The sequence below is a fragment of the Paenibacillus sp. FSL H3-0302 genome, from assembly GCF_037982245.1.
Classification (GTDB): Bacteria; Bacillota; Bacilli; order Paenibacillales; family Paenibacillaceae; genus Paenibacillus_AQ; species Paenibacillus_AQ odorifer.
The window spans coordinates 3,135,381-3,161,936 of the sequence record NZ_CP150284.1; the positions used below are offsets into that span (position 1 = coordinate 3,135,381).

Below are 26,556 nucleotides of genomic sequence, written 5' to 3' on the forward strand. Positions count from 1 at the left end.
ATGGCTTTGCCTTGGTTCATTTTCATTACAGTGGCGTTGGTGTTACTTCTTGCTGACATTTATAAACGGAATGGTCTGAAAGCGCTTAGTTATTCTCGCTATTTTTCACATAAAACTGCTTATGAAGGAGAACGTATTGAGATGATCGAGGAGATCATTAATGCGAAGCTTCTTCCTTTGCCGTGGCTCCGATTGGAGTCTAGTATTGCGAGAGGTCTGGAATTTGGAAGTCAGGATAATCTTGGGATTAGTACAGGTGAAATCTCTCAGAATCATATTAGTTTATTCTATTTAAAATCTTATCGTCATATTAAACGACGGCATCAAGTGACATGTGAGCGTCGTGGTTTATATCGTTTGGAATCCGTGACTATGACAACGGGAGATCCATTTGGTTTGACTCGAAAAAACAAAACATATCCACTCGAGTTAGAGTTGTTGATCTATCCCGTTCTGCTGAATCTAGAGGAGCTTCCATTGCCCATTCATAGCTGGCTGGGTGAGCTTCCTGTGAAAAGATGGATCGTTGAAGACCCTTTTCTGACTGCTGGCATTCGTGAATATAGCTCAGGAGATTCTATGGGATTGGTAAACTGGAAGGCTACAGCACGTACTGGTGTTATGCAGGTTCATAAAAAAGATTACACGGCTGATTCCCGGCTCGTCATCTGTCTGAATATAGAGGACAGTGATTCCATGTGGAGAACGGTGACTGATGTGGAACGAATCGAGCAAGGAATAAGATATGCAGCGACTATAGCTGAATACGCAATGCAGCATGGAATTGAGACCGGATTAATCTGTAATGGCAGATTGGACGATGCTGGCGAAAGAGATCCAATTGAAGCAGAGCCGATGGCTCAGCTCGAAGATATGTTAGAGCTCCTGGCAAGGCTGAAGCTGGATAGAACACTTCCTATGAGTCGACTATTGGAATTGCAGGTTGAGAGTGGAATTAGTGACACAGACTTTCTAATCATAAGCTGCCATAGGGGAGCAGAATTGCAAAAGGCGACGGATCTGCTAATGCAGCAAGGCAATGGTGTGGAATGGCTGGATATTCCGGAACAAGGGAGAGAGAGCGCATGAAGCTTACGTTGTCTGGCTATGTAAGGGAAACAGTGAAACTCTGGTTGTGGTCTATTATTGAATTGTTGCTATTTCTACCGGTTTGGGTTCTATTTCAGATATATTTGTTGCCCCAACAAGATGAACAAATATGGTTGATTGCGCTGCCTATACTAGCTTTAGCAGGCATTCTTTTGCGCAATTTTTGCAATGTAAGATGGAAGCAATTACTTGCCGCCTTAATCCTCGGGGCATTATTAGGTGTGGCTTCAGGGAGTTTATCCATCGAAAGCCTTCCCTTAGGTGTGGCTGGAATTATATGTACATTCTTAGGGATGACGGTAGACTCTAGAAATAATAGATTCAGAATGTTTTGGATAGGTATAATAATCTATTTTGTGGCAACTATAGCGTTTCATAGAGTTCCTGAATTGGAGCCAAGTGTGCCGTTATTGACCTGGTGTGGCAGTCTGTATTTAATACTGACTTTACTTATTTCTAATAGCAGCTATATACGATACAGCGCACTTACTGAAGAGAATGAAACGCTGCCCAAAGGGATACAACGGAATAATCGTATATATGTCATTGTGATTGGAGTTATTGCAGCTGTACTAGCGGCAGGTGTCGGTAAAGCTATAGGATCATTGGTATGGAGACTCTTACGCTCATTTTTCAATTTTATTAATCAGTTATTTTCTGGCACAAAAGAACCAGAGCCTCCGCCAGCAGAATTGCCGCCAGCAACTCCGATGTTACCACCTGTTGGCGAGCAAAAGCGTGGCTGGCTAGCTATTATACTAGAATACGGGTTTTATATTTTGGCGGCGGTATTATTGGGGTTTGCAGCCTATTATGCACTTCGCTGGTTGTACAGAAATGCTGGAGAAAAGTGGCGGAAAGTCATAGATGCATTGTTATCGATGTTACGTAGGGAACATACCCCTAAGAATAATACAGCATATCTTGACGAGGAGAAAAGCGTCTTTACTTGGGAACAAACCGTTCGAGGGTTAAAGGATTTCTGGAGCTCTCGTCTTCCTTCAAAACATCGTAAGGATCGCTGGGATCAGATGAATGGCGAGCAGGAACGTGTCCGTTGGCTTTATCGGCGGTGGCTTAATATAAAGCGCGATAACGGTTATGAAATGAAAAGTTATCTTACGCCGCAGGAAACAAAAAGGGATGTTTTGCTATGGGGAGATCGTAGCAAGCATAAACGTAAGGGTGATGATGATTCTTTAGCAGCAGATCAATTGATTGAAATATATGAAAAAGTTAGATACGGAGAAGATGAGCCTGCCGCTTCTGATATTGCAGCTTTGAAAAATCAACTGAAATTATAGAATCATTTTCAGAATATATGCAAATTGGAACAAATAGGTTACAAAAGACCTGTAAGAGTTACAACATGGATACAATTGGATCTGTGCTAACCACTATAATAATTCTAGTAAAATACTCGTGGAGGGAAGTCAATGAGAAAGCATAGCAGTACATATGTTGTTTTACTCTTAAGCACCTTTGTCATAAGCCAGTTGACAGGGCATACCGCTTCGGCTGCTGCAGTTAGTTCTGTTCAGCCAAAATCGGCGGTAGCTGCTGCAACTGTAACAGCTCCTAGTAATCTGGGTTCCGTTTCTTTAGGAGCTAATATCAAAGCTACACTGGAAGATGTGAATATTTGGTCACAGCCTGGAGGCAATATTTTAACTTATACAATTAACTATTCGAATGGAAGCAGCAAAAGTGCTAGCCTACTGTATTATTTTTCGAGAGTTATGACCTCTGGCGGCTCTGTTATTCCAGGGAATCCACTAAGTGCGGACGCTACTAAGAAAAAAGTGGGTTCTAACGAAAGCTTGCGCGTTACATATTATGTTAATGTCGGCCAGGTAAATTCGTTAAAAGGTATCAAGATTCCAATGTACGTTTGGGATTCCAAAACCAAGGGGTATCTCAAGCAAGTAGGAACTTTTAATATACCCGCCAACTATTCGCCAACCGCTGTAAACGGAAAAAATGTAAGCACTACAATGAATGACATTCCGGTTATTGCTAAAAGTGAATCCTTGGAGCTCTACAAATACAGCGGAAAGGTTTATGCCAAGGTGGGCATAAGCTTGACCAATAAAGGCAGCAAAGTATTAAGTGATCCTGGTTACGCAGCATATTTGGTCTCGGCAGGGGGAAGCTCGTATGAATTAGCCCTTGACCGTTCTCAGCTTAGTTATAAAATTCAGCCCCAAGAGAAAAAAACCATTTATTATCTTACAGAAATTCCTTCGTATATGAAGACGGAGAATATGAAACTGCAATTCACCCAAAAGGATGAGGCGCTGAAGCTGGAGATTGCCAAATCCTCGTACAAGCTGCCTGCGGCTACTACACCAAATCTGGTAGTTGGCAAAGGTGTAATCAAGAAAATTACCATCAATAACAATACGGTTGAAACCCAATTAAATAACGCAACCGTATACGCAGAGAACAATAAGGGATTCTGGACTTTTCAGCTGCGAGTGAAGAATACAGGAAAGACAGCCGTTACGTTACCTTCTTATGAGCTTGCTGTCAAATCCTCAACGGGGACAACCTTTCCGATCAATTCTAAGGGCTTGAGCGGATTAACCATAAAACCGCTGGAGGAAAAAATCATCCCGCTTACCGCACAGGTACCCCTTGAGGTAGAACAGAATTCACTGCAATTGCAGATGATTGAGGCTGTTTCTGCTCCAGATAATAGTGAAACGGGAACTACTGGAGAAGGTGCAGCAACTGGAAGCACTGGTGGAACCAATGTCGCTACGAGTAACACAGCTAAACTAACGGTTCCGGTTGCTTACTTTACGATCTCCTATACCTTGCGTCCTGAGATACAGAAAGGTATGGAATATAGAGCAACAAATGAATATGGGACGTTTACTTATAGTTTAGTTTCCTTGCAGCGTTTTCCATGGAAAGACGATGATATCGTTGTTGCCAGATTAAATATTACGAATACCCAATCGGTTGCCTTGTCTCTGCCGGAATTAAAGGGAGCTGTTCAGGTAGACAATGAGGACATGTCATCTTCAACGGAATTGTTTATGGATAAGGAAACTTCAACGATTGGGCCCGGTAAAAACGCTGAAATCTATGTGTTTGCCAAAATTCCTTATACACAAGAGTTCGATAAATTAAAATTAAATCTTTATTCTATGGTAAAAGAAGAGAAAAGCTCGTTCCTGTCAGTTACTACGAACAGCATGATGAACGCTGTAGCTTCTATTGAAACTGGAGGAAGTTATGTTATCTCTGGTAAAGGCAAGAACGCAAAAGTGCAAGAGAACAAAACCATTATTTATGAAGGACTTAACTCCAATCTCGTATACACAGAGCTGCTTCTGAGCAGTGAAGAGAAAAGACAAAGCAAAATGGCTCGCCTCCAAGCTTATTACAAAACGGGAGATGGTCAGCTATTCGAAGCTACAGCCAATCAGCCGGATACGTCTGCTACTCCAGGCGGTAAGCAATTAATCACCTATTGGGCTAAGGTTCCGAAGGCTGTTAATGCTTCTGATGTAAGCCTGTTCCTTGGGCCAGGGATTACTGGGAATAAGCTGACGGAACCCGGTCAGGAATCCACTGGATTTATTAATATGGCATCACTGTCATTAAATCCGGTCATCACACCACCAGAGAAGAACTTGACGAAGGTGGCTATTTATCCGTATACCATGTCCGTTCTAAGTTCGGAAGGGCGCTCACTACAAGGCAGTGACTCTATAAATATAGTTATGAATTACAATCTTCTTCGTGACAGCAGCTATGATATGGGAACCTTCACGCATAAGCTGGTCCTCAAAATGACGGATCCATATGGTCTATCTCAGGAACGAAGCTTGAACATTGGCACCGATATTCTTGAAGGGACCAACAACTCGTATACAGCAAGCTTTAGCAATAATATGTATAAGAATTTGTCAGGAGGAACCTACCGGATCACGCTGTACGATGAATTCCAAGGTGAACGGATCGAGCTGGCTAGTCAAGCTTATAACATCAAGATTGATAGAGCAGTTGTAACTGAGAAATAGCATTTCATATCTATTATTGTACGAAGAGGAGCAGCTCCAATGTTGCGAGTGGAAAATGTAACGCATTCTTATAAAAACGGTAATGAAACTACAGCAGTGCTTCATCAAATTGACTTTTCTGTGAAAGAGGGGGAGATGGTAGCACTGCTGGGGAGCTCGGGTTCCGGTAAGTCAACGATGCTCAATCTGATGGCAGGACTAATGAAACCTACGGAAGGCCATATTTATATTGCCGATCAAGATATCGTGAAGATGAGTGAGAATAAGCTATCGGAATTTCGTAGAAAAAATATCGGGTTTATCTTTCAAGCTTATGAGCTGATTACTAGCATGACAGTCCGTGAAAATGTAGAGCTGCCGCTGGTTTTTCAATCCGTTGCACCCTCTATACGTAAACAAAAAGCTTTAGAATTGTTGGAAGGAGTCGGCATTCCTGATAAAGCCGACTTGTTCCCTTCCCAGCTGTCTGGCGGACAGCAGCAGCGTGTTAGTATTGCACGCTCCTTGATTACGGAACCATCTGTTATCTTTGCAGATGAACCAACCGGAAACCTAGATTCGAAGACAGAAGAAGAAATTATCAATATCCTGCTTAACCTGAACAAGAAGATGAAGACCACCTTCATAGTTGTAACTCACGAGCTAAAAGTCGCGGAGCAAATGCAGCGGATATTCACGCTTCGGGACGGATATATGATTACTGAAAACCAAACTTCTTCGAATACTGAACTCGAAGGGGGTATACTCATTGAGGATTAGTGATATTTCCCGCTTGGCTTGGGAACAGGTCAAACGGCGGAAAGTTGTCACAGGTCTTTGTATGGCTGGCATATCCATTGGATGTGCTGCAATCATAGTTGCATTAAGTATAGGAGACTCCGCACAGAGCTACACGGAGCGGGAAATCAACCGCAATTTCAAAATGGATGAAATTACGGTGTCTCCCAACGGAGGTATACCCTCCCAAGGAGGAGGCAGCGGTGGCAGCGGATCGTCTGCGGCCAATGAAAAGCTTGATCCCGGCAGGCTGACAGCACAAAAGCTGGAGATTATTAAAGGCTTGCGGCATGTAACTGCAGCAGCTCCCTTTCAAGAGCTAGGGTACATACAGATGTTGACTATCGATAATAAAATAACAGATGTACAGCTTATTGGAACGGATCTACGCTTGTTAACGAAATATGATAAGAAATTCAAACAAGGCGGAGCTTCTGATTTGGTAGGAATGGCTGTACTGAACTATGGTGCAACCGTTGGACTGATTGATAACGAAACTCGGCAGCGTCTTTTTGAACAACTGAGTACAGATCCATATAACAATAAGTTGATGGAACAGTACAACAGCTTAAGCATGCTTCCAACAGATATGTACAAGCAACAGGTTCAATTACAGTCTTTTGATCCCGCCTCTCAAACCGGAGGGATGTTAGTTAGCTCACCGATTCAAGTGGTGGGAATCCTCGACAACCCGAGTGGAACGAACGAGGATATGGCTATGTACGACAAGAAGATCTATGTGTCACTAGAGACTGGCGAGCGGCTTGTAGAACAAATGAAGCTATCGAGTGGAACCGCTGGGCAAAAGGGTGTCTATAACTCAGCGATTGTAAAGGTAGACAGCACTGAGAATATCGTGGAACTAGAGAAGCTTATTCAGAAACTTACCTTAACAACAAGCACAAATTTGTATCAAAAAGAGGCACTCGCTGATACCTTCAGCATGGTCAAGAAAGCAGCTCTCGGTATAGGTGTATTTATTCTGATTATTGCTTCGATCTCCATTATCGTTGCGATGACTATGTCCACTCATCAACGACGACGGCAGATCGGTATTATGAAAGTGTTAGGCGCCAATATGGGCCAGATCCGCAATATGTTCATTACAGAAGCGGCATTGCTCGGGATGTTGGGCGGATTGCTCGGCATAGCCTTTTCATACTTGATTGTATTAGGAATTAATAAGCTCATCGGTAACTCTTCAGGAATGGGTGGAGGCGAGCCTTTGGTGATTTATATTCCTCTGATGACTCTTCCGGTTGGGATCGCATTTGCGGTAATGACAGGGGTATTATCGGGTATTTATCCGGCGATCAGTGCATCCAGAACGAATGCACTCACGGCGATTAAACGGGATTAGCTATTTTTAAGTTGAAAGGAAGCCAAAGTGATGAAGAGGAGAATCAAGTGGATTGTATTGGTACTGATTATAATTGCAGCAGGTTATTTTCTATATAGTAAGATGTATAAGCCTGAAGCGCAGTTAGAGCCTGTTGAACCCCCACAAGCCATAACTTTTGAGGTCACACAGGAGACCATTACCAATTCCATACAGGTTAAAGGTAATTCTAATTATGAGAAAGAAACGCTTGTTTATGCTCCATATGCTTCAAAGGTGACAAAGTGGAAGGTTGAGAACGGTGGACAGGTCAAAAAAGGTGATTTACTGTTTACTCTCGATCAGGAAGCCTTGAAGAATGAGATTGCTACACAAGAGGCGACCATCCGTAAAGCAAAGCTGGAAGCAGAGCTGAATGCATTTGTAAGCCAGCAAGACGAGGAGAATGCAGCCCTTGGTGCGACTGAAGCAGAACGCATTAAAGCACTCACAGCCCAAGAAGCAACACGGCTAGGGGACGAGCTTAATCAGGTCAATGCCGAAATACAGGCACGCGAATTAACAGAGAAAAAAGCCAAACTCAAAACAGCACTTTATTATGCTCCGGCAACCGGCATTTTCTTATTTGACAGTGCAAGCGAAATTCCGCAAACAGTGACAGATAATCAATATATCGGAAAAATAGTAGATATGAACAAGCTAGAATTCATTGCTCTTGTAGGTGAACAAGACGTCTTCCGTATAAAGACAGGCATGAAGGTCGACGTAAAAATGACAGCTATAAAAGATTTGAAGTTATCTGGAGAAGTTACGAAGGTGGCGAAATTTGCAAAGACAGCTTCAGGTCAGAATGCTACTGCCAGTTCGGTTCCTCAATTCGAAGTGGTTATCACGCTGCAGCCTGACGAGCATTTGATCGGTGGCTTAAGCTTAAACGGAGAAATTGAAACAGTTCGCAAAGAAAATGCCACCGTTGTATCCAGCATAGCTGTAATGCATGAAGGAGACCTCTCCTACGTTATGCTGGATAAAGGGGACGGGCAATATGAACGAAAAGACATCGAAGTGGGTCTGGAAACTACGGACAAAACAGAGGTTCTCTCTGGGTTGAAGGTTGGAGATGTTGTTGTTCTTCAGTAACAATGACTAACGCTTAGATTTACTTCTCAATCGTTTGACGCCAAACGTTAATATCTTTATTAAGATCGGTAAGATCAGGAACCGGGATTTGCTCATCGGAAAGGTTATATTTGGCTTTTAAGGCTAAGATCCGATAGACGCTTTCATCAATCCGTGTTTCTTGAATCTTACCGTTTTTTACGTTTTGCAGGAGGGAGTCCATGACCCGTTTTTCATTATCATAGCCGTGAGCGACAAGGAGAATATCACTACCTGCATTCACAGTATCTACTGCTGCTGTAGTCAGATCGTAGTTCTTCATAATGGCTCCCATGGTTAGATCGTCTGTAATTACGATTCCTTGGTAGCCCATTTCATCTCGAAGCTGTTCACCAATAATGGTACGCGATAAGGATGCGGGTTTGTCTGGATCTAATTTTGGAAACAAAATATGAGCGACCATTACGGCGTCCGTCCCCTCTTTAATGGCTGCTTGGAAGGGGAGCCATTCTAAGTCGGCTAGCTGACCGGCTGTTTTGTTCACAATCGGCAGATCCAGATGGGAGTCGACAGAAGTATCTCCGTGTCCTGGGAAATGCTTGACAACAGGAACGACGCCTTCGCTCTCAATTCCCTTCATTTCGGCAATCCCTAGTTGAATGACTTGGCCAGCAGCATTGCCGAACGACCGGTCTCCGATGACTGGATTGTCTGGATTGCTATTGATATCGAGAACGGGAGCAAAGTTCATATTAAATCCGGCTGAACGTACTTCTCTTGCGAGCAGCTTTCCCATTTTCTCGGCAGCAGCAGCGTCATTACTTGCACCCACTGTTCCGTTAGAAGGGAATGTAGCATATTCTTTAGGCATCCGGCTGACTTTTCCACCCTCCTGATCAACACTCATGAATAGTGGGGCAGGGTTGCCAGTGTTACTCTTTTTCATAGAATTGATAAGACTGATCATCCCTTTCAGGCTTTTAATATTGTCCTTATAGAGGATGATTCCACCTATTTTGTCTTCGGTAATCATCTTTTTAGCTTGCTCATCAAGGACAGTTCCATCAATTCCAACTAGGAGCATTTGTCCGATTTTTTCTTCCAAAGTCATCTCAGCAACCTGAAGAGCAATTGGATCGCTGACTGCTGAGGGGGTGGGAGCCAAGCTGGTGGTTGGTGCAGGTGTGGATTGGGAGGTCGGTGAATCGGTAGCTTCGGACTGTGAATTACTGCTGCTATTAGAACAGCCAGCAATGAGGAACAGTGACACCATAGCTGCAATAATGAAGAGTGTACCGGAAATCTTAGGCTTTAGGCTGTGACGGGTGAATCTAATCATCTGAATAGTCGTCCTTTCGTTAGCTAAATTAGATATTGGGAGAGGAATCCTTGCTGACTTAGAAGCACGGTGATAAGATAAACTTAAATATTCACATATTAAATTTGAATAATGAGGTGACGGTCCAATGAAAGATGGATTAGTACAAGCACTTAATGAACAGATGAATTTCGAGTTTTATTCCGCTCATGTTTATCTAGCGATGGCTGCTTATTGTTCCGGCGAAAGTCTGGATGGATTTGCAAACTTTTTTCTAATTCAAGCCGAAGAAGAACGGTTCCATGCCATGAAGATTTATAAATTCCTTAACGACCGGGATAACCGTGCTACACTAGAAGCACTACCAGAGCCGAAGAACGAATATAACTCGATGTTAGATGCTTTTGAACATGCCTTCGCGCATGAACAGCAGAATACTAAACGGTTCTATCATTTGGCTGACCTTGCTCTGGATGAGCGTGAACATGCGACGATTTATTTCTTGAAATGGTTTATAGACGAGCAAGTAGAAGAAGAAGCACTCTTTAGCAACATCATCAGTAAACTGAAACGAATTGAAAAAGATAGCAACGCCTTCTACATGCTGGATGCCGAGTTTGCTGCACGTACTTTTACAGCTCCGGCTGAATAAGTTATTGAAGCCCAACAGCCTGAGAAATCAGGCTGTTTTATTTTATAGAGGTAGGAAGTTTAATCGCGAGCAGCTTATTATCCGTCCGAATCATCAGCATCCCTCCAGTTTTAAGGGAAGGGGCAAAGTTACGAGAGCCTGTGTTCACAGTGAAAATAGGCTTTAGAGTTAACATGTCATAAGCGTGAAATAGGCCATCAGATTGTCCACTATAAACCACGTTTCCGAACAGATCCGTCTGTACCACTGGATTCTCTCCAATATTGAGGTCGACAAGCTGGCCGGTTCCTAGCTTAAGTGCGGATAAAGTACCTTTATCTTGATTTTGAAATAACATTCTTTGTTGATAAACTTGGTTCAATGGAGAGTCTTTTTCTTTAACCATCGAGGCCCAGGTTTGCACCGGTTTACCCTCTGCAGAATAATTCCAGAAATCATATTTCACAAACTTACTGCCCTGAAAGATATAAAAGTCCTTTCCATCCAAAAACGCGTTTCCATTCATCCCATTATAACTGTACACACCATCTTTATTCTCGGTATCTGTCCATTTATATAAACGTTCTCCTTTTAATTCACCTGTCTTTATGTTGAACACGGATACTTTGACTTTTCGATTTACCGGGTCATCATCCATCATAAATGTATTCGTGATAGAGTAGAGGAGCCCATCCTTCACTGCTAACGGCATCCACTGCCGGGTCTGGTCCCATAGTTTTTTTCCTGTCAGACTGTCATAAGCGGCGAGTCCAGCAGTTGTTAAGGCCCCTTGAGACAGATAGCTGCGAATAACGACCCCATCTGATTCCATGACCTCTGATAAGCCTGTAAAGTTATTGCTTTTCTCTACAGCCTTCCATTTGATCTTTCCGGTTACGGCGTCAACTGCTGCTAATTGTTCCTCTTGAGTAACATAAATAGTAGATCCTAAACGCTGTATATTTGTAGCTTTGGGGAGTGTTATGGAAGCCGACCATGCTTTTTTACCTGCCTCATTAACGGCATATAGGGAGCCGCTTTGGGTTAGACCGTAGATAAATCCATTGCTGTACGTGAATAGCGGCGCTAATCCACTTCCGAACTCCCATATTTTTTTGCCTGTTGCCGCATTCATTGCGGTTAATTTTTCATTGCGCTGCAACGCAAAGATCTTCCCGTTTTCCGCGAGTGCTGTAATGTCCTGTCCGGTGATTCTGTCTTTTTTTAAAATGGCGAGTTGTGCTGACCAAACAGGTTTTAGGATCGGGGCTGTGACTTCACTGTAATAAGTGTTACTTAGGCTTACAATTGCTTTTTCTGCAGAAATGACTGACATTGATCCACTGTTTGTTATTGGAATTAAAATACTCCCTATAGCTAAACATGTAACAATTTTCTTCGGCAAAGACTGAATCATCACTCCACGCTCCTTTGAATTAGTCATTACTATAATTAGACAATAAAAATAGCAAAAAGTTACTATTCCAGAAGAATGGAAGCAAAGTTGAACGGGGGCAAACTATGTTGCGTCCTGCAAAACAGTTACGACCTTGCAACTCTATTTGACAGAGGGAACTATTGCGCCCCGTAGCAACACTGTTTCTCTAGACCCACCCGATTCTCAAAGTGTAGTATAGAACAATACTATTCTTTGGGGGTTCTTTTTTTGGAAACTTATAACGACATTAAACAAGGCGAAAAAGGAGCTTGGCTAAGCATCGTTGCTTATATCTTTTTATCAGCTATTAAGCTGTTCATAGGTACGGTCTCAGGATCTCAAGCGTTGCTTGCAGATGGATTGAATAACAGTACAGATATTATTGCTTCTATCGCGGTACTAATTGGCCTGAAGATTTCCAGAAGACCGCCGGATTCGAACCACAGCTACGGGCATTTTAGAGCGGAGACCGTGGCTTCATTAATTGCTTCATTCATTATGATTGCGGTAGGGCTTCAAGTTTTGTACCAAGCTGTGAACAAATTTATTCAACCAGCACTGGAAAGTCCTGATCTCATAGCGGCGTGGACGGCAGTGGGCTGTGCTGTAGTTATGATGGCTGTCTATATGTATAATATTAGGCTGGCCCGTGCCATTAACAGTAACGCAATGCGGGCAGTAGCACTGGATAATCGATCAGATGCTATAGTTAGCGTGGGCGCTTTTATCGGAATTGTGGCTTCCTCCTTGGGCGTTCCTTGGCTTGACCCGCTTACAGCCATCATTGTCGGACTAATCATCTGTAAGACGGCATGGGATATCTTTAGCAAAGCTACGCATGATCTGACGGACGGATTTGATGCGGAAGAGCTTGAACATATGAAAGAAACTGTGGCAGAAATTGATGGTGTACAATCCATAAAAGATATCAAAGCCCGTATCCATGGGAATAACGTATTAGTAGACACAACTGTGCTAGTGGATTCTCAGCTAAGTGTAGTGCAGAGTCATGATATTACGGAAGAAATTGAAGAACAGTTAAAAGACCGGCACCAAGTTTCCAATGTACTTGTACATATCGAACCCGTGATGAAGTAGAGATTTATCAGTAGGTGCCATATGTACAGCTAATGGTTGAATATAAGCACCTGTGATGTTGTTAATAGTTCTTTTGTGGAGAAAGGTGGAAAATAAAATTAAAATGTAATTTTCAAGAAACGGAATGGTGATTTCATGATCGCTTGGAAAGATTCATATGATATCGGTGTAGAAAAAATTGACTGCCAGCACAGACAGTTGTTAGCGAAATTGAACGAATTCTTTGAAGCATGCAGTAATCAGCAAGGGAAAGAAAAGATTGAGGAAACACTGAAATTCTTAAAAGAATACACGATTGAACATTTCAGTAATGAAGAGCAGCTGATGGAGGAGATCAACTTCCCTGAACTAGCTGAACATCGTCAGACGCATGCTGATTTCGTGAAGGCAGTTCTCGAATTGGAAGAAACGGTCAAAACAAAAGGAGTATCCGTACTCTCAACCATCAAGCTTAATCGAACGTTAACAGACTGGCTGATAAATCACATCAATAAATGCGATAAGCTGATTGGTCAATGTATGGCCACACGTGATAAAGCGATATAAGATAAACCTCCAAAGAAGATGCCGATGGGCATTTTCTTTTTTTAGTTCCGATGTTTTCCGAACACCGCATTGCAGTTTATACTGGGTTAACGGTTTGTGTTATGATTTGAGATAAGAAGTAGAGAAGTAGTTAGGTAAAGGGGAGAAAAACGATGAAAACATTACGAATGTTAGCTTCAGGATTTGCTATGCTGCTCATTCTGGGTCTTGTTAATTTCTACATTGGCTATCACGGCTGGTTACTTATTCATGAATGGTTTTCAGGTGTTTCGTCAGCAGTATTCTGGACATTATTTATGCTGATCGCTTTTGCGTATGTCATTGGAATGATCCCATGGCCAAAATCGGTTAAACCGATCGCCAGATTCTTTAAAGTGATTGGATCGTATTATTTAGCGTGTATGGAATTTGCAATCATTATGTTACCTTTGGCAGACCTATTATATGTGATACTGGGATGGTCAGGAATCAATCGTACCTATTACATTGCAGAAGCGGGCGGGACAATTCTGATATTACTGGCAGTCTTTCTGGTCTGGGGTTCAATCAACGCCTGGAGTACCGTGATCCGCACACATTCCATACCTATTGATAAATCTATTGGCACTAGCACGCCATTAACGATCGCGGTTGCTTCAGACCTGCACTTAGGGAATATCGTGGGCAATCGTCATCTCAAAAAAATGGTGGCACAAATGAACGCGATGCAACCCGATGTGATTTTGCTGGCTGGAGATGTCTTGGATGACAGCATTGAACCTTTTATCCGCAATAGTATGAGTGAACAGATTAAACAGTTAAAAGCTCGTTATGGTGTCTACGCAGTACTGGGCAATCACGAATATTATGGTGGATCAATTAAGGAATATACCGATTTGATGAGTAGTATTGGGATCAAGGTCCTGCAAGATGAGGTTGAAGAAGTCGCAGGAACGTATATTGTAGGCCGAAAAGACAAGACAGCCGAGACGATGGAAGCTGGTGGCAGACAAAGTGTAAGCACCTTGCTCGAAGGACTTGATCTTACACGTCCTGTGATTATGATGGATCATCAGCCTACAGGCTTCGACGTAGCCGCTCAAGCTGGGGTAGACGTTCTACTCTCGGGTCATACACACCGAGGACAGATTGCTCCTAATCACTGGATCACTAAACGTTTGTTCGAGCTGGACTGGGGATATCTTCGTAAGGACAATTTGCATGTAGTCGTGTCGTCAGGTTATGGAACATGGGGACCCCCAATTCGTTTAGCAAGCCGGTCGGAGATCATTAAGCTGGAGGTTATGCTGGAGGGTTCTAAAAAATACAGTGAAGAGCCTGTTTCCACAAAAACGGTGTTAATCTAAAGTGAGTTTGTATAGAGGCTGTTTCATCAGCAGATTTATCTGCTAGGTGAGGCAGCTTCTTTTTTTTGACAACTCATGAGGAGTGTAGTATGTTTAAAATTAGTTAAGGACTTAACTATATTGGAGCTGAATTATAGAATATGGATCATTTACAACAGTTTGTGCTGAATCAGCCATTGCATACCAAAGCATTTTTTAAATTAGTTGAAGCTACTGCAAATTTAGTTTCTGTTTCTGAGAAATATTGGCAGTCGAAAGGATTGAACGGAGCAAGAATTCGTATCTTGGTGGAGATCTCTAAACAGGGAGGTGCGATTCTACCTTCTACATTGGCTCACATTATTGGAGTTACCAAAGCTAATATAAGCATGCTGTTAACACCATTGGAGCGAGATGGATTAATAACCCGTTCGAATGATACCAAGGATGGCAGAAAAAGCGTCATTTCGATTACGACTGAAGGCCAGCAATTACTTCTGGAGCATCTTCCAGAGAATCGTCAGGCTGTCGCAGAGAGAATGAAGAATCTGAATGATCAGGAGCTTCATCAACTTATCTTTTTATTACAAAAACTGAGTACATTCGAATAACAGAAAGGGTGTTATGTATGTCGATTATGGTTACAGGAGCCACAGGTCAATTAGGCAGCTTAATTATGGAGAAGCTTGAGAAGTACGTTCCGGCTAGTCAAGTTATTGCTTGTGTTCGTCAGCCAGATAAAGCTGTTAATTTTTTAGAAAAAGGGTTCGAAGTCCGTTTTGGCGATTATGACCAGTTAGATACGCTGATTGATGCTTTTACTGGGGTCACAACGTTACTTTTAATCTCCAGCTCTCATACCGATGATAAGATCAGATTACATCAGCATACTCAGGTCATTCATGCAGCAAAAAAGGCCAATGTGAAGCATCTGCTTTATACTGGTTTTGCCTTTCCACCCAAAGGTCCGATTCCTTCTTATCATGTTCATTTACTAACTGAGCAGATGATTCTTGAATCAGGGATAGATTATACGTTTCTACGTAACGCTTTGTATATAGATTTTGTGGGTGTGCTTGGGTTGAAGGAAGCGATGGAAAGCGGTGAGCTACCCACTTATCCAGGGAACTGGCAGTTTAATTCAGTCACTCGTGAGGACCTCGCTTTAGCTACGGCAAAGGTTCTTACAACGAATGGACATATGAACCAAGTCTACGAACTAGCTGCACCAAACGTTTGGGACTTCAACGAATTAGTTGATGTATTATCAGAGTTATCAGGGAAAAAAATTACGTTTCGCCAGGATTCAAGTATTCAGCATTGGATTTATTCGTTTCTAGCGAAGATAGATACTGCTTCTACATCAAAAGATCTGGAGAGACTGATGGAGCGGCCGGTTACCACACTTAGAGAGAGTATTAAGCCTTTTGTTTGATCTGACTTTAGTTGTTCTATCGTTATAAAGTTGTTACTATGAGTTCATCCATTATTCAGGGAGTGTAAATGATGAAGAAGATTTTAGTAGCAGATGACGATGTGAATATTCGAACATTATTAAAACATGTACTAACAAGGGAAGGATATCAGGTGATGGAGGCCAGTGATGGCCGAGATGCGATACATAAATTGCAGGACAGTATTGCGGATTTAGCGGTCGTAGATGTAATGATGCCACATGTAGATGGGTTAGAGCTATGTCAGCATATTAGAGAAACGTATGATATTCCGATCATTTTATTGACAGCACGTCAGCAGCTGAGTGATAAAGAGCAAGGTTATTTGCGGGGGACGGATGATTATCTAACGAAACCTTTTGAGCCTGAAGAGTTGCTATTTCGGATCAAAGCGTTATTTCGCCGCTATTCCATTGCTTCAGATGATCGGATTCGATTAAATTCTCTAGTTATTGACCGCAAAAATTATGAAATAACCGATGGTGATGAGGTTTTGCTGCTACCGGTAAAAGAGTTTGAGCTTCTGGCTCAATTGGCACAATATCCAGGCAGGTTATATACACGTAGTGAGTTAATTGAACTGGTATGGGGCATGGATTATGAAGGGGATGAGCGAACAGTCGATGTACATATCAAACGTTTGCGTCAGCGCTTCGTAGATTATCAGGAAGATTTTGTGATCCGAACCGTTCGAGGCATTGGCTATAAATTGGAGATGGTTAACGTATGAGATCCTTGTATGTCCGGATGTGTATTGTCTTCTGTTCAGTAATTGTGGTGAGTAGCCTTCTTGGATTTTTGGTGTCTAATATTTACTATCAAGCCCAGATTAAATCTCAGAACGATGCCAAACTTACCGGAATGGCTATCGAGGTTCAACAATTCGCAGAATCACATCCGGAGACAATGGAGGATTATTTGCGGAGTATAGCCAAGCTGGGTTATAAAATCTATTTAACAGATGCTGAAGGGGAATCAAGATTCTACGGTAAGCCCTTTAGAAAAGAAGATTTGGATGAGCAGCAACTAGAGAAGGTTCTGAATGGGCAAATTTATCATGGGGTTGCGGATTTCCCGGACAGTGCATTTATTACCGGATTTTTTGATAATCAACTGCGTAATTCAATTGGTGTTCCTGTAAAAGTAAACAATGAAACGTATGCTTTGTTTATGCGTCCGGATGCTGAAGTACAATTCGGTGAGCTACGCGTCTTTTTTGCTGTGATCATTGGGTTCACCGTGTTGTTTAGCTTAGGCTTTGTAATGATTAGCGTACTGCATGTAGTTAGACCTATTACACGTTTGACGACGGCCACTAAACGGATCTCAAAAGGCAGATACGATATCAAATTGAATACGTGGCGGCGTGATGAGATTGGTCAGTTAGCTTCCCATTTTATGATTATGAGCCGGGAGCTGGAACGAACAAATCGGGCACGTCAGGAATTTGTCGCTAATGTATCACATGAAATTGAGTCGCCATTAACATCAATTCAGGGATTTGCCCAAGCGTTACAAGATTCAACCTTACCTGAGGATGAACGGTTACAGTATCTCAATATCATTGACCAAGAAAGCCATCGTCTTTCATTGCTAAGCAAACAGCTGCTTACCTTGTCTTCGCTTGATTATGATCCTAATTCCATACAGAAAAAGTCGACAGACTTGCGTGCACAACTAAGACAGGTCGTACAAATCATGGAATGGAGATTAACAGAGAAACAACTGGCCGTGCGTTTGAATCTTGCAGATATCAGCGTTCTAGGTGATCCAAATCTATTGTTCCAGGTATGGATGAACCTGCTCTCCAACGCCATAAAATACACACCTGCTGAGGGTTCCATTATGATTTCCGCGAAGCTTGTGGAACAGAACTGTATTGTTTCTGTGTCTGATACGGGTGAAGGCATTTCAGCCGAGGAGTTACCGTTAATCTTTGATCGTTTCTATAAAGTAGATCGAGCACGAACACATGAAACCCATAGCAGCGGACTTGGACTTGCGATTTCTCAAAAAATCGTAGAAGCGCATAACGGAACCATTGAAGTAACCAGTACTTTGGGTGAAGGGACTACCTTTACAGTTACACTTCCGCTTTTGTAATTCATTATTCATACTCCGTTCATTTTCATCTTCTAAACTGTGACTATACAGATTAGAAGGAGTGGTAATATGTTTTTAGCCTTAAGGGAAATGCGACATTCTAAAGCCAGATACCTATTAATTATGGTTATCATGTTATTGGTTTCCTTTCTTGTACTTTTCGTCACGGGACTAGCCAGAGGATTAGCTTATGCAAATATCTCTGCAGTAGAGAACATGCCGGCGAATTATTTTGTAGTGCAAGGGGATGCGGATCAGACCTTTAGACGTTCTCAGTTAACAGATGCGGAGCTCCAGAATGTACGTGCAGTAGTTGGAGACAATAATGCATCTTCACTTGCAATGCAGATGAGCACTGTCACTGCTAACGAGGCAGACGTAAAAGCAGATATTACTTTTTTTGCAGTAGATATGAATGGGTTATTAGCTCCTAAAGTAGTTGAAGGTGACAAGATTACGAATGAGACAAACGGTAAAGTCCTTGTTGATCGTGACCTGGAACAGTCAGGAATTAAACTTGGCAGTATCATTCGTGATCAGGCGACCGGGATGGAATTTACTGTCGCAGGTTTTGTTGAGGATAGCTCTTACAGCCATACCCCAGTAGTTTATATCAACAATCAGGATTGGCAAGCTATGAAGCAGGGGGTTAACCAAGGAGAAGAAACCTCTTCGTCGGTACCGTTTAATGTGATTGCCCTTAATGCGAATGCTGATCAAGTAAATAAGATTTCAACGAATGTAAAAGATGTAGAGGTCATTACTCAAAAAGTAGCTATATCCAATGTTCCGGGCTACTCGGCAGAGCAGGGTTCACTGCTAATGATGATTGTTTTCCTGTTTGTGATCGCAGCGTTTGTTCTGGCGGTATTCTTCTATGTCATTACGATTCAGAAAACAAGTCAGTTTGGTATTCTGAAGGCGATGGGTACTAAAATGTCTTACTTGGCTTGGAGCGTGGTAGGGCAGGTCATGATTTTAGCTATATCAAGTCTTTGTATTAGCTTACTGCTTACCTTTGGGATGAATAAGGTCCTGCCTGATTCGATGCCATTCCAACTGGAGCCTTCAACCATTCTTTTAACCAGCTGTTTATTCGTTGGGATGTCTCTTTTAGGATCACTAATTTCTGTCGCTAAAGTGGCAAAAGTAGATGCATTAGAAGCTATTGGGAGGGCTGGAGCATGAGTGCAAAACTAATCATGAAGCAAGTAACCAAAAACTACGGTGATGGCGATACAACGGTGTCTGTGCTGAACAATTTGAATCTGATCGTTAATGAAGGGGAATTCGTTGCTGTCCTTGGACCTTCGGGAACAGGGAAAAGTACATTCCTTTCAGCGGCTGGTGCACTTCTAACACCTACTAGTGGTGAAATTTTTATAGATGGGGAATCACTTACAGATAAAAGTAAAAGTGAGCTGACGGAGCTCCGTTTAGAGAAGATAGGTTTTATGTTCCAAAGCGCTCAGTTGTTGCCTTATTTGAAGGTGGAGGAGCAACTCCTTTTTGTAGCCAAGCAGGCGAAAATGAGTGCTAAGGAAGCGAAGGAACGGGCTGCTGATTTGATGAAGCGGCTGGATATCTGGAAACGGCGTAATCATTATCCGGAACAGCTCTCCGGTGGGGAGAAGCAGCGTGTAGCTATCGCTAGAGCATGGATGAATAAACCAGCGATTCTTTTTGCAGATGAACCGACAGCCAGTCTGGACTTCAAACGCGGAAGAGAAGTTGTACGCATGATCGCTGATGAGGTGAAGAGTGAAGGTAAAGCAGCGGTAATGGTCACTCATGATGAACGGATGCTCGAATGGTGTGACCGCGTTCTGCATCTGGAAGACGGGCATTTGGTTGAACATCAAGTATAATTTCATAGTGTGGAAGAAAAAAAGCTACTTGTCTTTTCTAAAGACAAGTAGCTTTTTTATAAAGACATCGGTAGCTAAGGAAGAAGAACATTCTTGATGTCGGATGATTGAGAATTGCCTTTCCAGATGATGTTGTCTGATTGGCAGCTCTTTGATCTCACCGCTTTCTAGTTCCTTCCGTACAATCCATCTGGAGAGCATGGCGATTCCGAGGCCAGAGGCTACAGCTTCTTTAACACCTTGAGAGCTGTTGAAGACATAGGATCTTTTAACAGATATATCTTCCTCCTGTAGGAAATGATCACTGAAAGCTCGTGTACCCGAGCCGTGTTCGCGAAGCACCCAAACCTGATCCTGCAACATACTCTGCTCCACAGAAATCGCTTTTGACAGAGGGTGGGTAGCAGGAGCGACCATAATCATCTCGTCTTTCATATAAGGAGTGACATTCAGATCATTCTCATGGACCTCACCTTCAATAAACCCTATGTCCAGTTCGTTGGATTTAACGCCTCCAATAATCTCCTCAGTATTGCCTATCGTCACTTGCAGCTTGACCTGCGGATATTGATTGGCAAAATCAGCAAGTCTTGCCGGCAAAATATATTCACCTATAGTAAAACTAGCGCCGATATGTATACTCCCAGTGACTTCGTCCTGAAGCATATGGATTTCCTGACTTGCTTCATCGAAATGAGCCAATATTTGTTTGGCGTGTTTATAAAGAATACTGCCGGCTTCTGTTAATCTAACCTGTTTAGAAGAACGATGCAGGAGTTTAGCACCGAGCTCATTCTCAAGATTCCGGATATGCAGACTGACACCGGGTTGAGATAAATTCAGCGCTTCTCCTGCTTTGGAAAAATGACTCAGTTCAGCTACAGTAACGAATACGCGTAATGGATCTACAATCATTGTAATCCCTCATTAGATTAGTCTATACTCCCGAATAAGCCAAGAATCCACCGTCAACGGGGACGGTAACTCCGGTCACAAAGCTGGACATTGCTTCATCTGCTAACCAGAGTAGTGTGCCAAGCAGATCCTCCGGCTTTCCAAAGCGGCGCATTGGAGTATGAGAGATGATTTTTTGGGAACGGTCTGTAAGCTCGCCATCTTCACGAACCAACAGCTTCTCATTTTGTTTAGTAAGGAAAAAGCCAGGGGCAATGGCATTCACACGTATACCAGACTCAGCGAAATGAACGGAGAGCCACTGGGTGAGATTATTAATTCCTGCTTTGGCAGCGCTGTAGGCAGGTACTTTGGTCATTGGAGAAGGTGCACTCATGGATGAAATATTAATAACAGATGTGCCCGTTCTGCCGAGCATCTGCTTGGCAAAAACTTGGGTTGGGATCAATGTTCCAATCAGATTAAGGTCCATCACATTGCGAAATCCATCTACACTAAGGTCAAAAAAAGTAAATATGTCCGGGTTCTCCAGATCATCATTTTTGAAAATCTCTTGGGTCGTATTTGCTGAGGAATCATTTCCGCCAGCACCGTTAATTAATAGATCGCAAGGACCCCAGTGATTCTTAACAGCTTCTGCGGCTTTCATAACACTCTGTTGATCTGTAACATCACAGGAAAGTGAAATCGCTTGACCGCCTGCGGCTGTAATTTCAGCGGCAACCAAATCTCCCTTAGCTGCGGTGCGATTTAGAATCGCGACTTTAGCTCCTTGCCGACCTAACTCTAGCGCCATAACCCGGCATAATACACCGGCTCCTCCGGTAATCACAGCGATTTTTCCTTCTAATGCTGGATGCAAAGTTAATTCTATCATAACCATTGAACCTCCCTAAAAGTCCTGAGTGTGATTAAAGTTCCTTATCAAGTACGTGCTGTGATTTTTTTGGCGAAAATCCTATATGATTATAGAACTGTACAGCATCTTCTCTGGTTTGATTGGTACGTACTCTAATTTTGCTAAACCCTGTTTGGATTGCCCATCGTTCACAGGTTTCTACAAGCTGTCTGCCAATTCCTTCTCCGCGGCAAGTCTGATCAACAACAAGACCTCCGATTTCAATAAATGAAGGAGATTCAAGTAAGATTCGAACGGTCGCATGTATCCATCCTACCAATTGGTGATCTGATTCAGCTACATATACAGTATGATCTTTGTGTGTTCCGATTTCTTGTAGTCTTTCTCCTAATTGTTCGATATTCAAAGGATATCCAAGCTGGCTTGAGAGTCTTGCTATCTCTTGAATGTCGCTTATAGATGCTGTTCTGATAAGAATATCGTTCACCACCTCAAAATTGTAGGTTAGAGCCTTTTTATTATAGTTCAACACATAGATTAGGACATTCCCTAATAAATTTACTTAGTGCTGTTACGATAGGCAGAAGGGGAGATTCCTATTGTCTTTTTGAAATATTTAGAGAAATGGGCTAATTCCATACTGACTTGCTCCGCGATATCTGAAATGCTGAAATTGCTATAAGAAAGCTGTCTTTTAGCATGCTCCATTCTTTTCAATTGTACATAATGCATGGGGGGAACCCCTATAAATTTCTTGAAGTAGGGGATGAAATAGTTCGGATGTAAGTGGACAATTTCTGCTAACTCTTCTATTTCTATGGGTTTATCCAGCCGCTCATCAATATATTGAAGCACATAGGCGAGCTTTCCTTGATCCCCCGTATGTATAAATTCTTGCATAAAGTCTGTTTTGATATTCTCGTTCGATTCAAGACAAGTAGCAATTAGATTGAGGACGTTCGCCTGAGTACGCAGAATGGACAATACATCATCTTTTTGAAACTGTTCGATCATTTCTGTGAAAATAACCCGTACGGAATCTGGGTTGGGCGCATCACAGATAAACAGTTTGTTTGCCGAATGGAATAAGGGCCACTCCCCAATATCAGCATCAAAATGGCAGAAATAGCGTGTATAGGGATCATTCATTGACGTCTCTGTAGTTTGAGTGCTTCCTGCGGGCATGATCATTAGCTGACCTGCTCTCGGATAATAAGTAACACCGTTAATGATAACTTTTCCCTCACCGCGGTCAATAAAATACAGCCGATTAAAGGTTGGAGTTTCCAACGTACGATTCCACCCGCTATATCCGCTTCTAAGTTGGGCATGGGTCACTTTTACGGTAAGATTCTGGAGGAATCTGCCGGTAAGGTTACCTGGATTATTCATCATCTAGCTCCTCTATGACTTGATTATCCTTATTATAACGAATTAATTTAACTAAATCATCTTATTATTGTGCAAATAATGCTTAGTTTCGCTCATGTTCATGTCTATTAATTAAGTATATTCTCATAACATAACCTCAAATAGGGAAGTGATCTGATTGAATAAAGTACGGTATGGCATTATTGGAATTGGGAATATGGGGAGTGCACATGCACAAAGTCTGTTGAATCATATTAAAGATGCTGAGCTTGCAGCTGTATGTGATGTAAGGGAAGAACGTTTGAAATGGGCAGAAGAGCATTTACCGGAAAGTGTACAGAAATTTGCAACACCCCAAGAGTTATATGAGTCTCATCTCATAGATGCAGTATTAATCTGTACTCCACATTATGATCATCCAACTTTAGCTATCGAGGCTTTTCAATATGGCTATCATGTATTGGTTGAGAAACCGGCTGGGGTCTATACCAAAGCTGTTAAGCAGATGAACGAAGCTGCAGCAAAGTCTGATCGCAAATTCGGAATCATGTATAACCAGCGGACGAATCCTTTGTATCAAAAGCTTAGGGATCTCATTCAGTCTGGTGAACTAGGCGAAATCCGCCGCACAAATTGGATTATCACCAACTGGTACAGATCACAAAGTTACTATAACTCCGGTGGTTGGCGGGCTACATGGGCAGGCGAAGGTGGTGGGGTGCTGCTGAATCAAGATCCTCATCAACTAGATTTATGGCAGTGGACGACAGGTATGATGCCTAAGCGGATCAGAGCGTTTTGTCATTTTGGTAAATACCGCAATATTGAGGTTGAAGACGATGTAACCGCTTATGTGGAATATGAAAATGGTGCGACAGGGCTTTTTATCACCACAACAGGTGAAGCACCGGGAACTAACCGTTTCGAAATTACTGGTGATCATGGAAAAATCGTAGTGGAAGACGGGAAATTAACCTTTTGGCGTCTACGCACGCCGGAGCCGCAATTCAATGCAGAGTTTACGGGAGGATTCGGCAGTCCAGAATGTTGGAAATGTGAGATTCCTGTAGAAGAGGGTGGCGGGGAACAGCATAAAGGAATTTTGCGGAACTTTACGAATGCCATTCTACACGATGAGAAATTGTTAGCTCCGGGTGAGGAAGGCATTCACGGTCTAACGCTATCTAATGGGATGTATTTATCGGCTTGGACCGACGATTGGGTGGAGTTACCGATTGATGAAGATTTATTTTATGAGAAGCTCATGGAAAAGGTGGAGAATTCTAACTTCAACAAAGAAACCACAGCCGCCCAAACCTTTGATGTTAAGGGAACTCATTAAATTTTAATCAGAGAGGAAAGATCCTATGAATCGTTCAACCATTGCTGCTCAAATGTACACATTACGTGATTTTACTAAAACTGCGGAGGATTTAAAATCCACTTTTCAAAAGGTCTCTGCTATGGGTTATGAAGCTATTCAGATTTCAGGCATCGGGCCAATCGATCCGAAGCTCGTAAAAGAGTATGCAGATGAAGCAGGACTGGCAATATGTGCAACCCATGTGTCTTGGGATCGGCTAGTGAACGATTTAGATGCTTTAGCCGCTGAACATAAGCTGTGGAACTGCAAAAATATTGGACTAGGAAGTTTACCGGAAAAATTCCGTACGGGGCAAGAAGGTTACCGTGAATTCGCCAAGCTGATGTCGGGCATTGCAGTTACACTAAAAGAACAACATGATCTGCAATTTGTTTATCATAATCACGATTTTGAATTTGAACGGTTTGATGGATTGACTGGCATGGAAATTCTGCTCACTGAGTCTGATCCTGCCGTTGGTTTTGAGCTGGATTTATATTGGGTTCAAGCGGGCGGAGGGAGTCCAGCCGAATGGATACGCAAAGTTGCAGGTCGAATGCAGGTAGTGCATTTAAAAGATATGGCGATTGTTAATAGAAAACAGATCTTTGCTGAAATCGGTGAAGGGAATATGGACTATAAAGAAATTATCAATGTCTGTCGCGAAACGGGTGTTGAATGGTTCGTAGTGGAGCAGGATGTTTGCCGCCGTGATCCTTTTGAAAGCTTGGAGATCAGTCTGCGGTATCTTCTTAATACCTTATAGAATGGAGTAATACTAATAGAAGGAGGGTTTCTATGAATCGAAAAAATGGGATGACCTATGCACCAACGTATGAATCCAAACCCGTAGTGAAGGCGGGGGAATTCATCATTGCCGCTATTGCCCTAGATCACGGTCATATTTACGGGATGTGTAACGGACTGGTTGAGGCAGGGGCAGAGCTGAAATGGGTATATGATCCGGACGAGGAAAAGGTCAGAAATTTTATTAGTAAATATCCCGGTGTCAAAGCTGCCGGATCAATGGAAGAAGTTCTGGAAGATCCCGAAGTACAATTAATTGCAGCGGCCGCAATTCCATCTGAACGAGGACCTTTAGGCAATAGAGTAATGGCTCACGGTAAGGACTATTTTACGGATAAAGCCCCCTTTACGACCCTGGAACAGCTTGAAACCGCTAGAGCAATGGCAGCTGCAACCAATAAGAAATATATGGTCTACTATAGTGAACGCCTTCACGTTGAAAGCGCTATCTATGCGGGGCAGCTGATTCAACAAGGCGCTATTGGCCGTGTCCTGCAAGTCATTGGATTAGGGCCACATCGTCTAAATGCTCCTAACCGGCCGGAATGGTTTTTCCAAAGGGAGAAATATGGTGGGATTCTATGTGACATAGGCAGTCATCAAATAGAACAATTTTTGTATTATGCAGATTGTCAGGATGCTTCGGTTATTCATAGTAAAGTGGCCAATTACAATCATCCGACTTATCCCGAATTAGAGGATTTTGGTGATGCTACTCTTGTAGGGGACAATGGGGCAACACAATATTTTCGCGTGGATTGGTTTACCCCTGATGGGCTGGGCACTTGGGGAGACGGGCGCACGATGATTATGGGGACTGAAGGATACATTGAACTGCGTAAATATACTGATATAAGTCGTTCAAATACACCGGATCATGTGTACTGGGTCAATGGGGAAGGGGAACATTATGAGCATGTAGCAGGAAAGGTTGGTTTTCCTTTCTTTGGTGAGCTAATCCTTGACTGTCTGAATCGGACAGAGCTGGCGATGACACAGACCCATGTGTTCAAAGCTGCCGAGCTATGTCTGAAGGCTCAAGAGCAAGCGATCAATCTAACCCCAGCAATACTCAGATAAC

25 protein-coding genes are annotated in these 26,556 nt (G+C 42.6%); 19 read left to right on the forward strand and 6 right to left on the reverse strand.

Annotation, left to right across the window (positions count from 1 at the left end):
- The 6 genes from MHH50_RS13970 (at window position 1) to MHH50_RS13995 (ending at window position 8,400) form a co-directional block, all read left to right on the forward strand.
- Complete coding sequence (locus MHH50_RS13970; RefSeq protein WP_340034467.1) at window positions 1-1,089, forward strand: DUF58 domain-containing protein; 1,089 nt, start codon at window positions 1-3, stop codon at window positions 1,087-1,089.
- A complete protein-coding gene (locus MHH50_RS13975; RefSeq protein ID WP_076194294.1) occupies window positions 1,086-2,414 on the forward strand; it encodes a hypothetical protein in 1,329 nt (442 codons plus the stop codon). Before MHH50_RS13970 ends, MHH50_RS13975 begins: the two co-directional genes overlap by 4 nt.
- A 132-nt stretch (window positions 2,415-2,546) precedes the next feature.
- The gene (locus MHH50_RS13980) at window positions 2,547-5,144 is read left to right on the forward strand and encodes a hypothetical protein (protein WP_340034469.1); all 2,598 of its coding nucleotides are present in this window, start codon (window positions 2,547-2,549) and stop codon (window positions 5,142-5,144) included.
- Between the two features lie 39 nt (window positions 5,145-5,183).
- Window positions 5,184-5,903: an ABC transporter ATP-binding protein gene (locus MHH50_RS13985; RefSeq protein ID WP_076129325.1), complete on the forward strand. Its 720-nt coding sequence runs from the start codon at window positions 5,184-5,186 to the stop codon at window positions 5,901-5,903.
- Window positions 5,893-7,281: an ABC transporter permease gene (locus MHH50_RS13990; RefSeq protein WP_179086823.1), complete on the forward strand. Its 1,389-nt coding sequence runs from the start codon at window positions 5,893-5,895 to the stop codon at window positions 7,279-7,281. The genes MHH50_RS13985 and MHH50_RS13990 overlap by 11 nt, the downstream gene beginning before the upstream one ends.
- Before the next feature lie 30 nt (window positions 7,282-7,311).
- Window positions 7,312-8,400 (forward strand): efflux RND transporter periplasmic adaptor subunit, encoded by a 1,089-nt coding sequence (locus tag MHH50_RS13995; RefSeq protein ID WP_076129326.1) that lies wholly within the window; start codon window positions 7,312-7,314, stop codon window positions 8,398-8,400.
- 19 nt (window positions 8,401-8,419) lie between these two features.
- Here the strand turns inward: MHH50_RS13995 and nagZ are convergent, their stop codons facing one another.
- Window positions 8,420-9,718 (reverse strand): beta-N-acetylhexosaminidase, encoded by a 1,299-nt coding sequence (nagZ, locus tag MHH50_RS14000; RefSeq protein WP_076305059.1) that lies wholly within the window; start codon window positions 9,716-9,718, stop codon window positions 8,420-8,422.
- Window positions 9,719-9,845: 127 nt separating this feature from the next.
- On the opposite strand from nagZ, the gene MHH50_RS14005 reads away from it, so the two are divergent.
- A complete protein-coding gene (locus MHH50_RS14005; RefSeq protein WP_076129328.1) occupies window positions 9,846-10,349 on the forward strand; it encodes a ferritin in 504 nt (167 codons plus the stop codon).
- Between the two features lie 37 nt (window positions 10,350-10,386).
- On the opposite strand, the gene MHH50_RS14010 is transcribed toward MHH50_RS14005, so the two are convergent.
- Window positions 10,387-11,772: a PQQ-binding-like beta-propeller repeat protein gene (locus tag MHH50_RS14010; RefSeq protein WP_280775679.1), complete on the reverse strand. Its 1,386-nt coding sequence runs from the start codon at window positions 11,770-11,772 to the stop codon at window positions 10,387-10,389.
- 222 nt (window positions 11,773-11,994) lie between these two features.
- On the opposite strand from MHH50_RS14010, the gene MHH50_RS14015 reads away from it, so the two are divergent.
- The 9 genes from MHH50_RS14015 (at window position 11,995) to MHH50_RS14055 (ending at window position 20,160) form a co-directional block, all read left to right on the forward strand.
- On the forward strand, window positions 11,995-12,864 hold the full coding sequence (locus MHH50_RS14015; RefSeq protein WP_076129330.1) for a cation diffusion facilitator family transporter: 870 nt from the start codon (window positions 11,995-11,997) through the stop codon (window positions 12,862-12,864).
- Window positions 12,865-12,999: 135 nt separating this feature from the next.
- Window positions 13,000-13,410, forward strand: coding sequence for a bacteriohemerythrin (locus MHH50_RS14020; RefSeq protein WP_051491008.1), 411 nt, complete (start codon window positions 13,000-13,002; stop codon window positions 13,408-13,410).
- A gap of 152 nt (window positions 13,411-13,562) precedes the next feature.
- Window positions 13,563-14,756, forward strand: a complete 1,194-nt coding sequence (locus tag MHH50_RS14025) for a metallophosphoesterase (protein ID WP_076129331.1) — start codon at window positions 13,563-13,565, stop codon at window positions 14,754-14,756.
- Window positions 14,757-14,896: 140 nt separating this feature from the next.
- Window positions 14,897-15,346 (forward strand): MarR family transcriptional regulator, encoded by a 450-nt coding sequence (locus MHH50_RS14030; RefSeq protein WP_340034471.1) that lies wholly within the window; start codon window positions 14,897-14,899, stop codon window positions 15,344-15,346.
- 17 nt (window positions 15,347-15,363) lie between these two features.
- Window positions 15,364-16,170, forward strand: coding sequence for an NmrA family NAD(P)-binding protein (locus MHH50_RS14035; protein WP_340034472.1), 807 nt, complete (start codon window positions 15,364-15,366; stop codon window positions 16,168-16,170).
- A 71-nt stretch (window positions 16,171-16,241) separates the two neighbouring features.
- Window positions 16,242-16,919 carry a response regulator transcription factor gene (locus tag MHH50_RS14040; protein ID WP_076129334.1) on the forward strand — a complete coding sequence of 226 codons (678 nt, stop codon included), beginning with the start codon at window positions 16,242-16,244 and terminating at the stop codon, window positions 16,917-16,919.
- The gene (locus MHH50_RS14045; RefSeq protein WP_076194281.1) at window positions 16,916-18,292 is read left to right on the forward strand and encodes a HAMP domain-containing sensor histidine kinase; all 1,377 of its coding nucleotides are present in this window, start codon (window positions 16,916-16,918) and stop codon (window positions 18,290-18,292) included. Before MHH50_RS14040 ends, MHH50_RS14045 begins: the two co-directional genes overlap by 4 nt.
- Before the next feature lie 123 nt (window positions 18,293-18,415).
- Complete coding sequence (locus tag MHH50_RS14050) at window positions 18,416-19,480, forward strand: ABC transporter permease (RefSeq protein WP_340034474.1); 1,065 nt, start codon at window positions 18,416-18,418, stop codon at window positions 19,478-19,480.
- Window positions 19,477-20,160 (forward strand): ABC transporter ATP-binding protein, encoded by a 684-nt coding sequence (locus tag MHH50_RS14055; RefSeq protein WP_076129337.1) that lies wholly within the window; start codon window positions 19,477-19,479, stop codon window positions 20,158-20,160. Before MHH50_RS14050 ends, MHH50_RS14055 begins: the two co-directional genes overlap by 4 nt.
- Window positions 20,161-20,184: 24 nt before the next feature.
- On the opposite strand, the gene MHH50_RS14060 is transcribed toward MHH50_RS14055, so the two are convergent.
- From MHH50_RS14060 to MHH50_RS14075, 4 genes are read right to left on the reverse strand one after another with little or no spacing between them, the layout of a single operon-like run.
- The gene (locus MHH50_RS14060) at window positions 20,185-21,075 is read right to left on the reverse strand and encodes a LysR family transcriptional regulator (protein ID WP_036678189.1); all 891 of its coding nucleotides are present in this window, start codon (window positions 21,073-21,075) and stop codon (window positions 20,185-20,187) included.
- Window positions 21,076-21,097: 22 nt separating this feature from the next.
- A complete protein-coding gene (locus tag MHH50_RS14065) occupies window positions 21,098-21,952 on the reverse strand; it encodes an SDR family oxidoreductase (protein WP_312148052.1) in 855 nt (284 codons plus the stop codon).
- A 34-nt stretch (window positions 21,953-21,986) separates the two neighbouring features.
- Window positions 21,987-22,463: a GNAT family N-acetyltransferase gene (locus tag MHH50_RS14070; RefSeq protein WP_076129380.1), complete on the reverse strand. Its 477-nt coding sequence runs from the start codon at window positions 22,461-22,463 to the stop codon at window positions 21,987-21,989.
- A 29-nt stretch (window positions 22,464-22,492) separates the two neighbouring features.
- Window positions 22,493-23,329, reverse strand: coding sequence for an AraC family transcriptional regulator (locus MHH50_RS14075; RefSeq protein WP_305953559.1), 837 nt, complete (start codon window positions 23,327-23,329; stop codon window positions 22,493-22,495).
- Window positions 23,330-23,483: 154 nt separating this feature from the next.
- On the opposite strand from MHH50_RS14075, the gene MHH50_RS14080 reads away from it, so the two are divergent.
- From MHH50_RS14080 to MHH50_RS14090, 3 genes are read left to right on the forward strand one after another with little or no spacing between them, the layout of a single operon-like run.
- Window positions 23,484-24,647, forward strand: a complete 1,164-nt coding sequence (locus tag MHH50_RS14080) for a Gfo/Idh/MocA family oxidoreductase (protein WP_076129340.1) — start codon at window positions 23,484-23,486, stop codon at window positions 24,645-24,647.
- Between the two features lie 25 nt (window positions 24,648-24,672).
- Complete coding sequence (locus tag MHH50_RS14085) at window positions 24,673-25,434, forward strand: sugar phosphate isomerase/epimerase (protein WP_076129341.1); 762 nt, start codon at window positions 24,673-24,675, stop codon at window positions 25,432-25,434.
- 32 nt (window positions 25,435-25,466) lie between these two features.
- Window positions 25,467-26,555, forward strand: a complete 1,089-nt coding sequence (locus MHH50_RS14090; RefSeq protein ID WP_076129342.1) for a Gfo/Idh/MocA family oxidoreductase — start codon at window positions 25,467-25,469, stop codon at window positions 26,553-26,555.
- Window position 26,556 lies beyond the last annotated feature (1 nt).

Bases quoted from the DNA above. Each gene is read 5' to 3' on its own strand.
- MHH50_RS13970 (WP_340034467.1), top strand. From the start codon at position 1: ATGGCTTTGCCTTGGTTCATTTTCATTACAGTGGCGTTGGTGTTACTT.
- MHH50_RS13975 (WP_076194294.1), top strand. From the start codon at position 1,086: ATGAAGCTTACGTTGTCTGGCTATGTAAGGGAAACAGTGAAACTCTGG.
- MHH50_RS13980 (WP_340034469.1), top strand. From the start codon at position 2,547: ATGAGAAAGCATAGCAGTACATATGTTGTTTTACTCTTAAGCACCTTT.
- MHH50_RS13985 (WP_076129325.1), top strand. From the start codon at position 5,184: ATGTTGCGAGTGGAAAATGTAACGCATTCTTATAAAAACGGTAATGAA.
- MHH50_RS13995 (WP_076129326.1), top strand. From the start codon at position 7,312: ATGAAGAGGAGAATCAAGTGGATTGTATTGGTACTGATTATAATTGCA.
- nagZ (WP_076305059.1), bottom strand. From the start codon at position 9,718: ATGATTAGATTCACCCGTCACAGCCTAAAGCCTAAGATTTCCGGTACA.
- MHH50_RS14005 (WP_076129328.1), top strand. From the start codon at position 9,846: ATGAAAGATGGATTAGTACAAGCACTTAATGAACAGATGAATTTCGAG.
- MHH50_RS14010 (WP_280775679.1), bottom strand. From the start codon at position 11,772: ATGACTAATTCAAAGGAGCGTGGAGTGATGATTCAGTCTTTGCCGAAG.
- MHH50_RS14020 (WP_051491008.1), top strand. From the start codon at position 13,000: ATGATCGCTTGGAAAGATTCATATGATATCGGTGTAGAAAAAATTGAC.
- MHH50_RS14025 (WP_076129331.1), top strand. From the start codon at position 13,563: ATGAAAACATTACGAATGTTAGCTTCAGGATTTGCTATGCTGCTCATT.
- MHH50_RS14030 (WP_340034471.1), top strand. From the start codon at position 14,897: ATGGATCATTTACAACAGTTTGTGCTGAATCAGCCATTGCATACCAAA.
- MHH50_RS14035 (WP_340034472.1), top strand. From the start codon at position 15,364: ATGTCGATTATGGTTACAGGAGCCACAGGTCAATTAGGCAGCTTAATT.
- MHH50_RS14040 (WP_076129334.1), top strand. From the start codon at position 16,242: ATGAAGAAGATTTTAGTAGCAGATGACGATGTGAATATTCGAACATTA.
- MHH50_RS14045 (WP_076194281.1), top strand. From the start codon at position 16,916: ATGAGATCCTTGTATGTCCGGATGTGTATTGTCTTCTGTTCAGTAATT.
- MHH50_RS14050 (WP_340034474.1), top strand. From the start codon at position 18,416: ATGGTTATCATGTTATTGGTTTCCTTTCTTGTACTTTTCGTCACGGGA.
- MHH50_RS14055 (WP_076129337.1), top strand. From the start codon at position 19,477: ATGAGTGCAAAACTAATCATGAAGCAAGTAACCAAAAACTACGGTGAT.
- MHH50_RS14060 (WP_036678189.1), bottom strand. From the start codon at position 21,075: ATGATTGTAGATCCATTACGCGTATTCGTTACTGTAGCTGAACTGAGT.
- MHH50_RS14065 (WP_312148052.1), bottom strand. From the start codon at position 21,952: ATGATAGAATTAACTTTGCATCCAGCATTAGAAGGAAAAATCGCTGTG.
- MHH50_RS14075 (WP_305953559.1), bottom strand. From the start codon at position 23,329: ATGATGAATAATCCAGGTAACCTTACCGGCAGATTCCTCCAGAATCTT.
- MHH50_RS14085 (WP_076129341.1), top strand. From the start codon at position 24,673: ATGAATCGTTCAACCATTGCTGCTCAAATGTACACATTACGTGATTTT.
- MHH50_RS14090 (WP_076129342.1), top strand. From the start codon at position 25,467: ATGAATCGAAAAAATGGGATGACCTATGCACCAACGTATGAATCCAAA.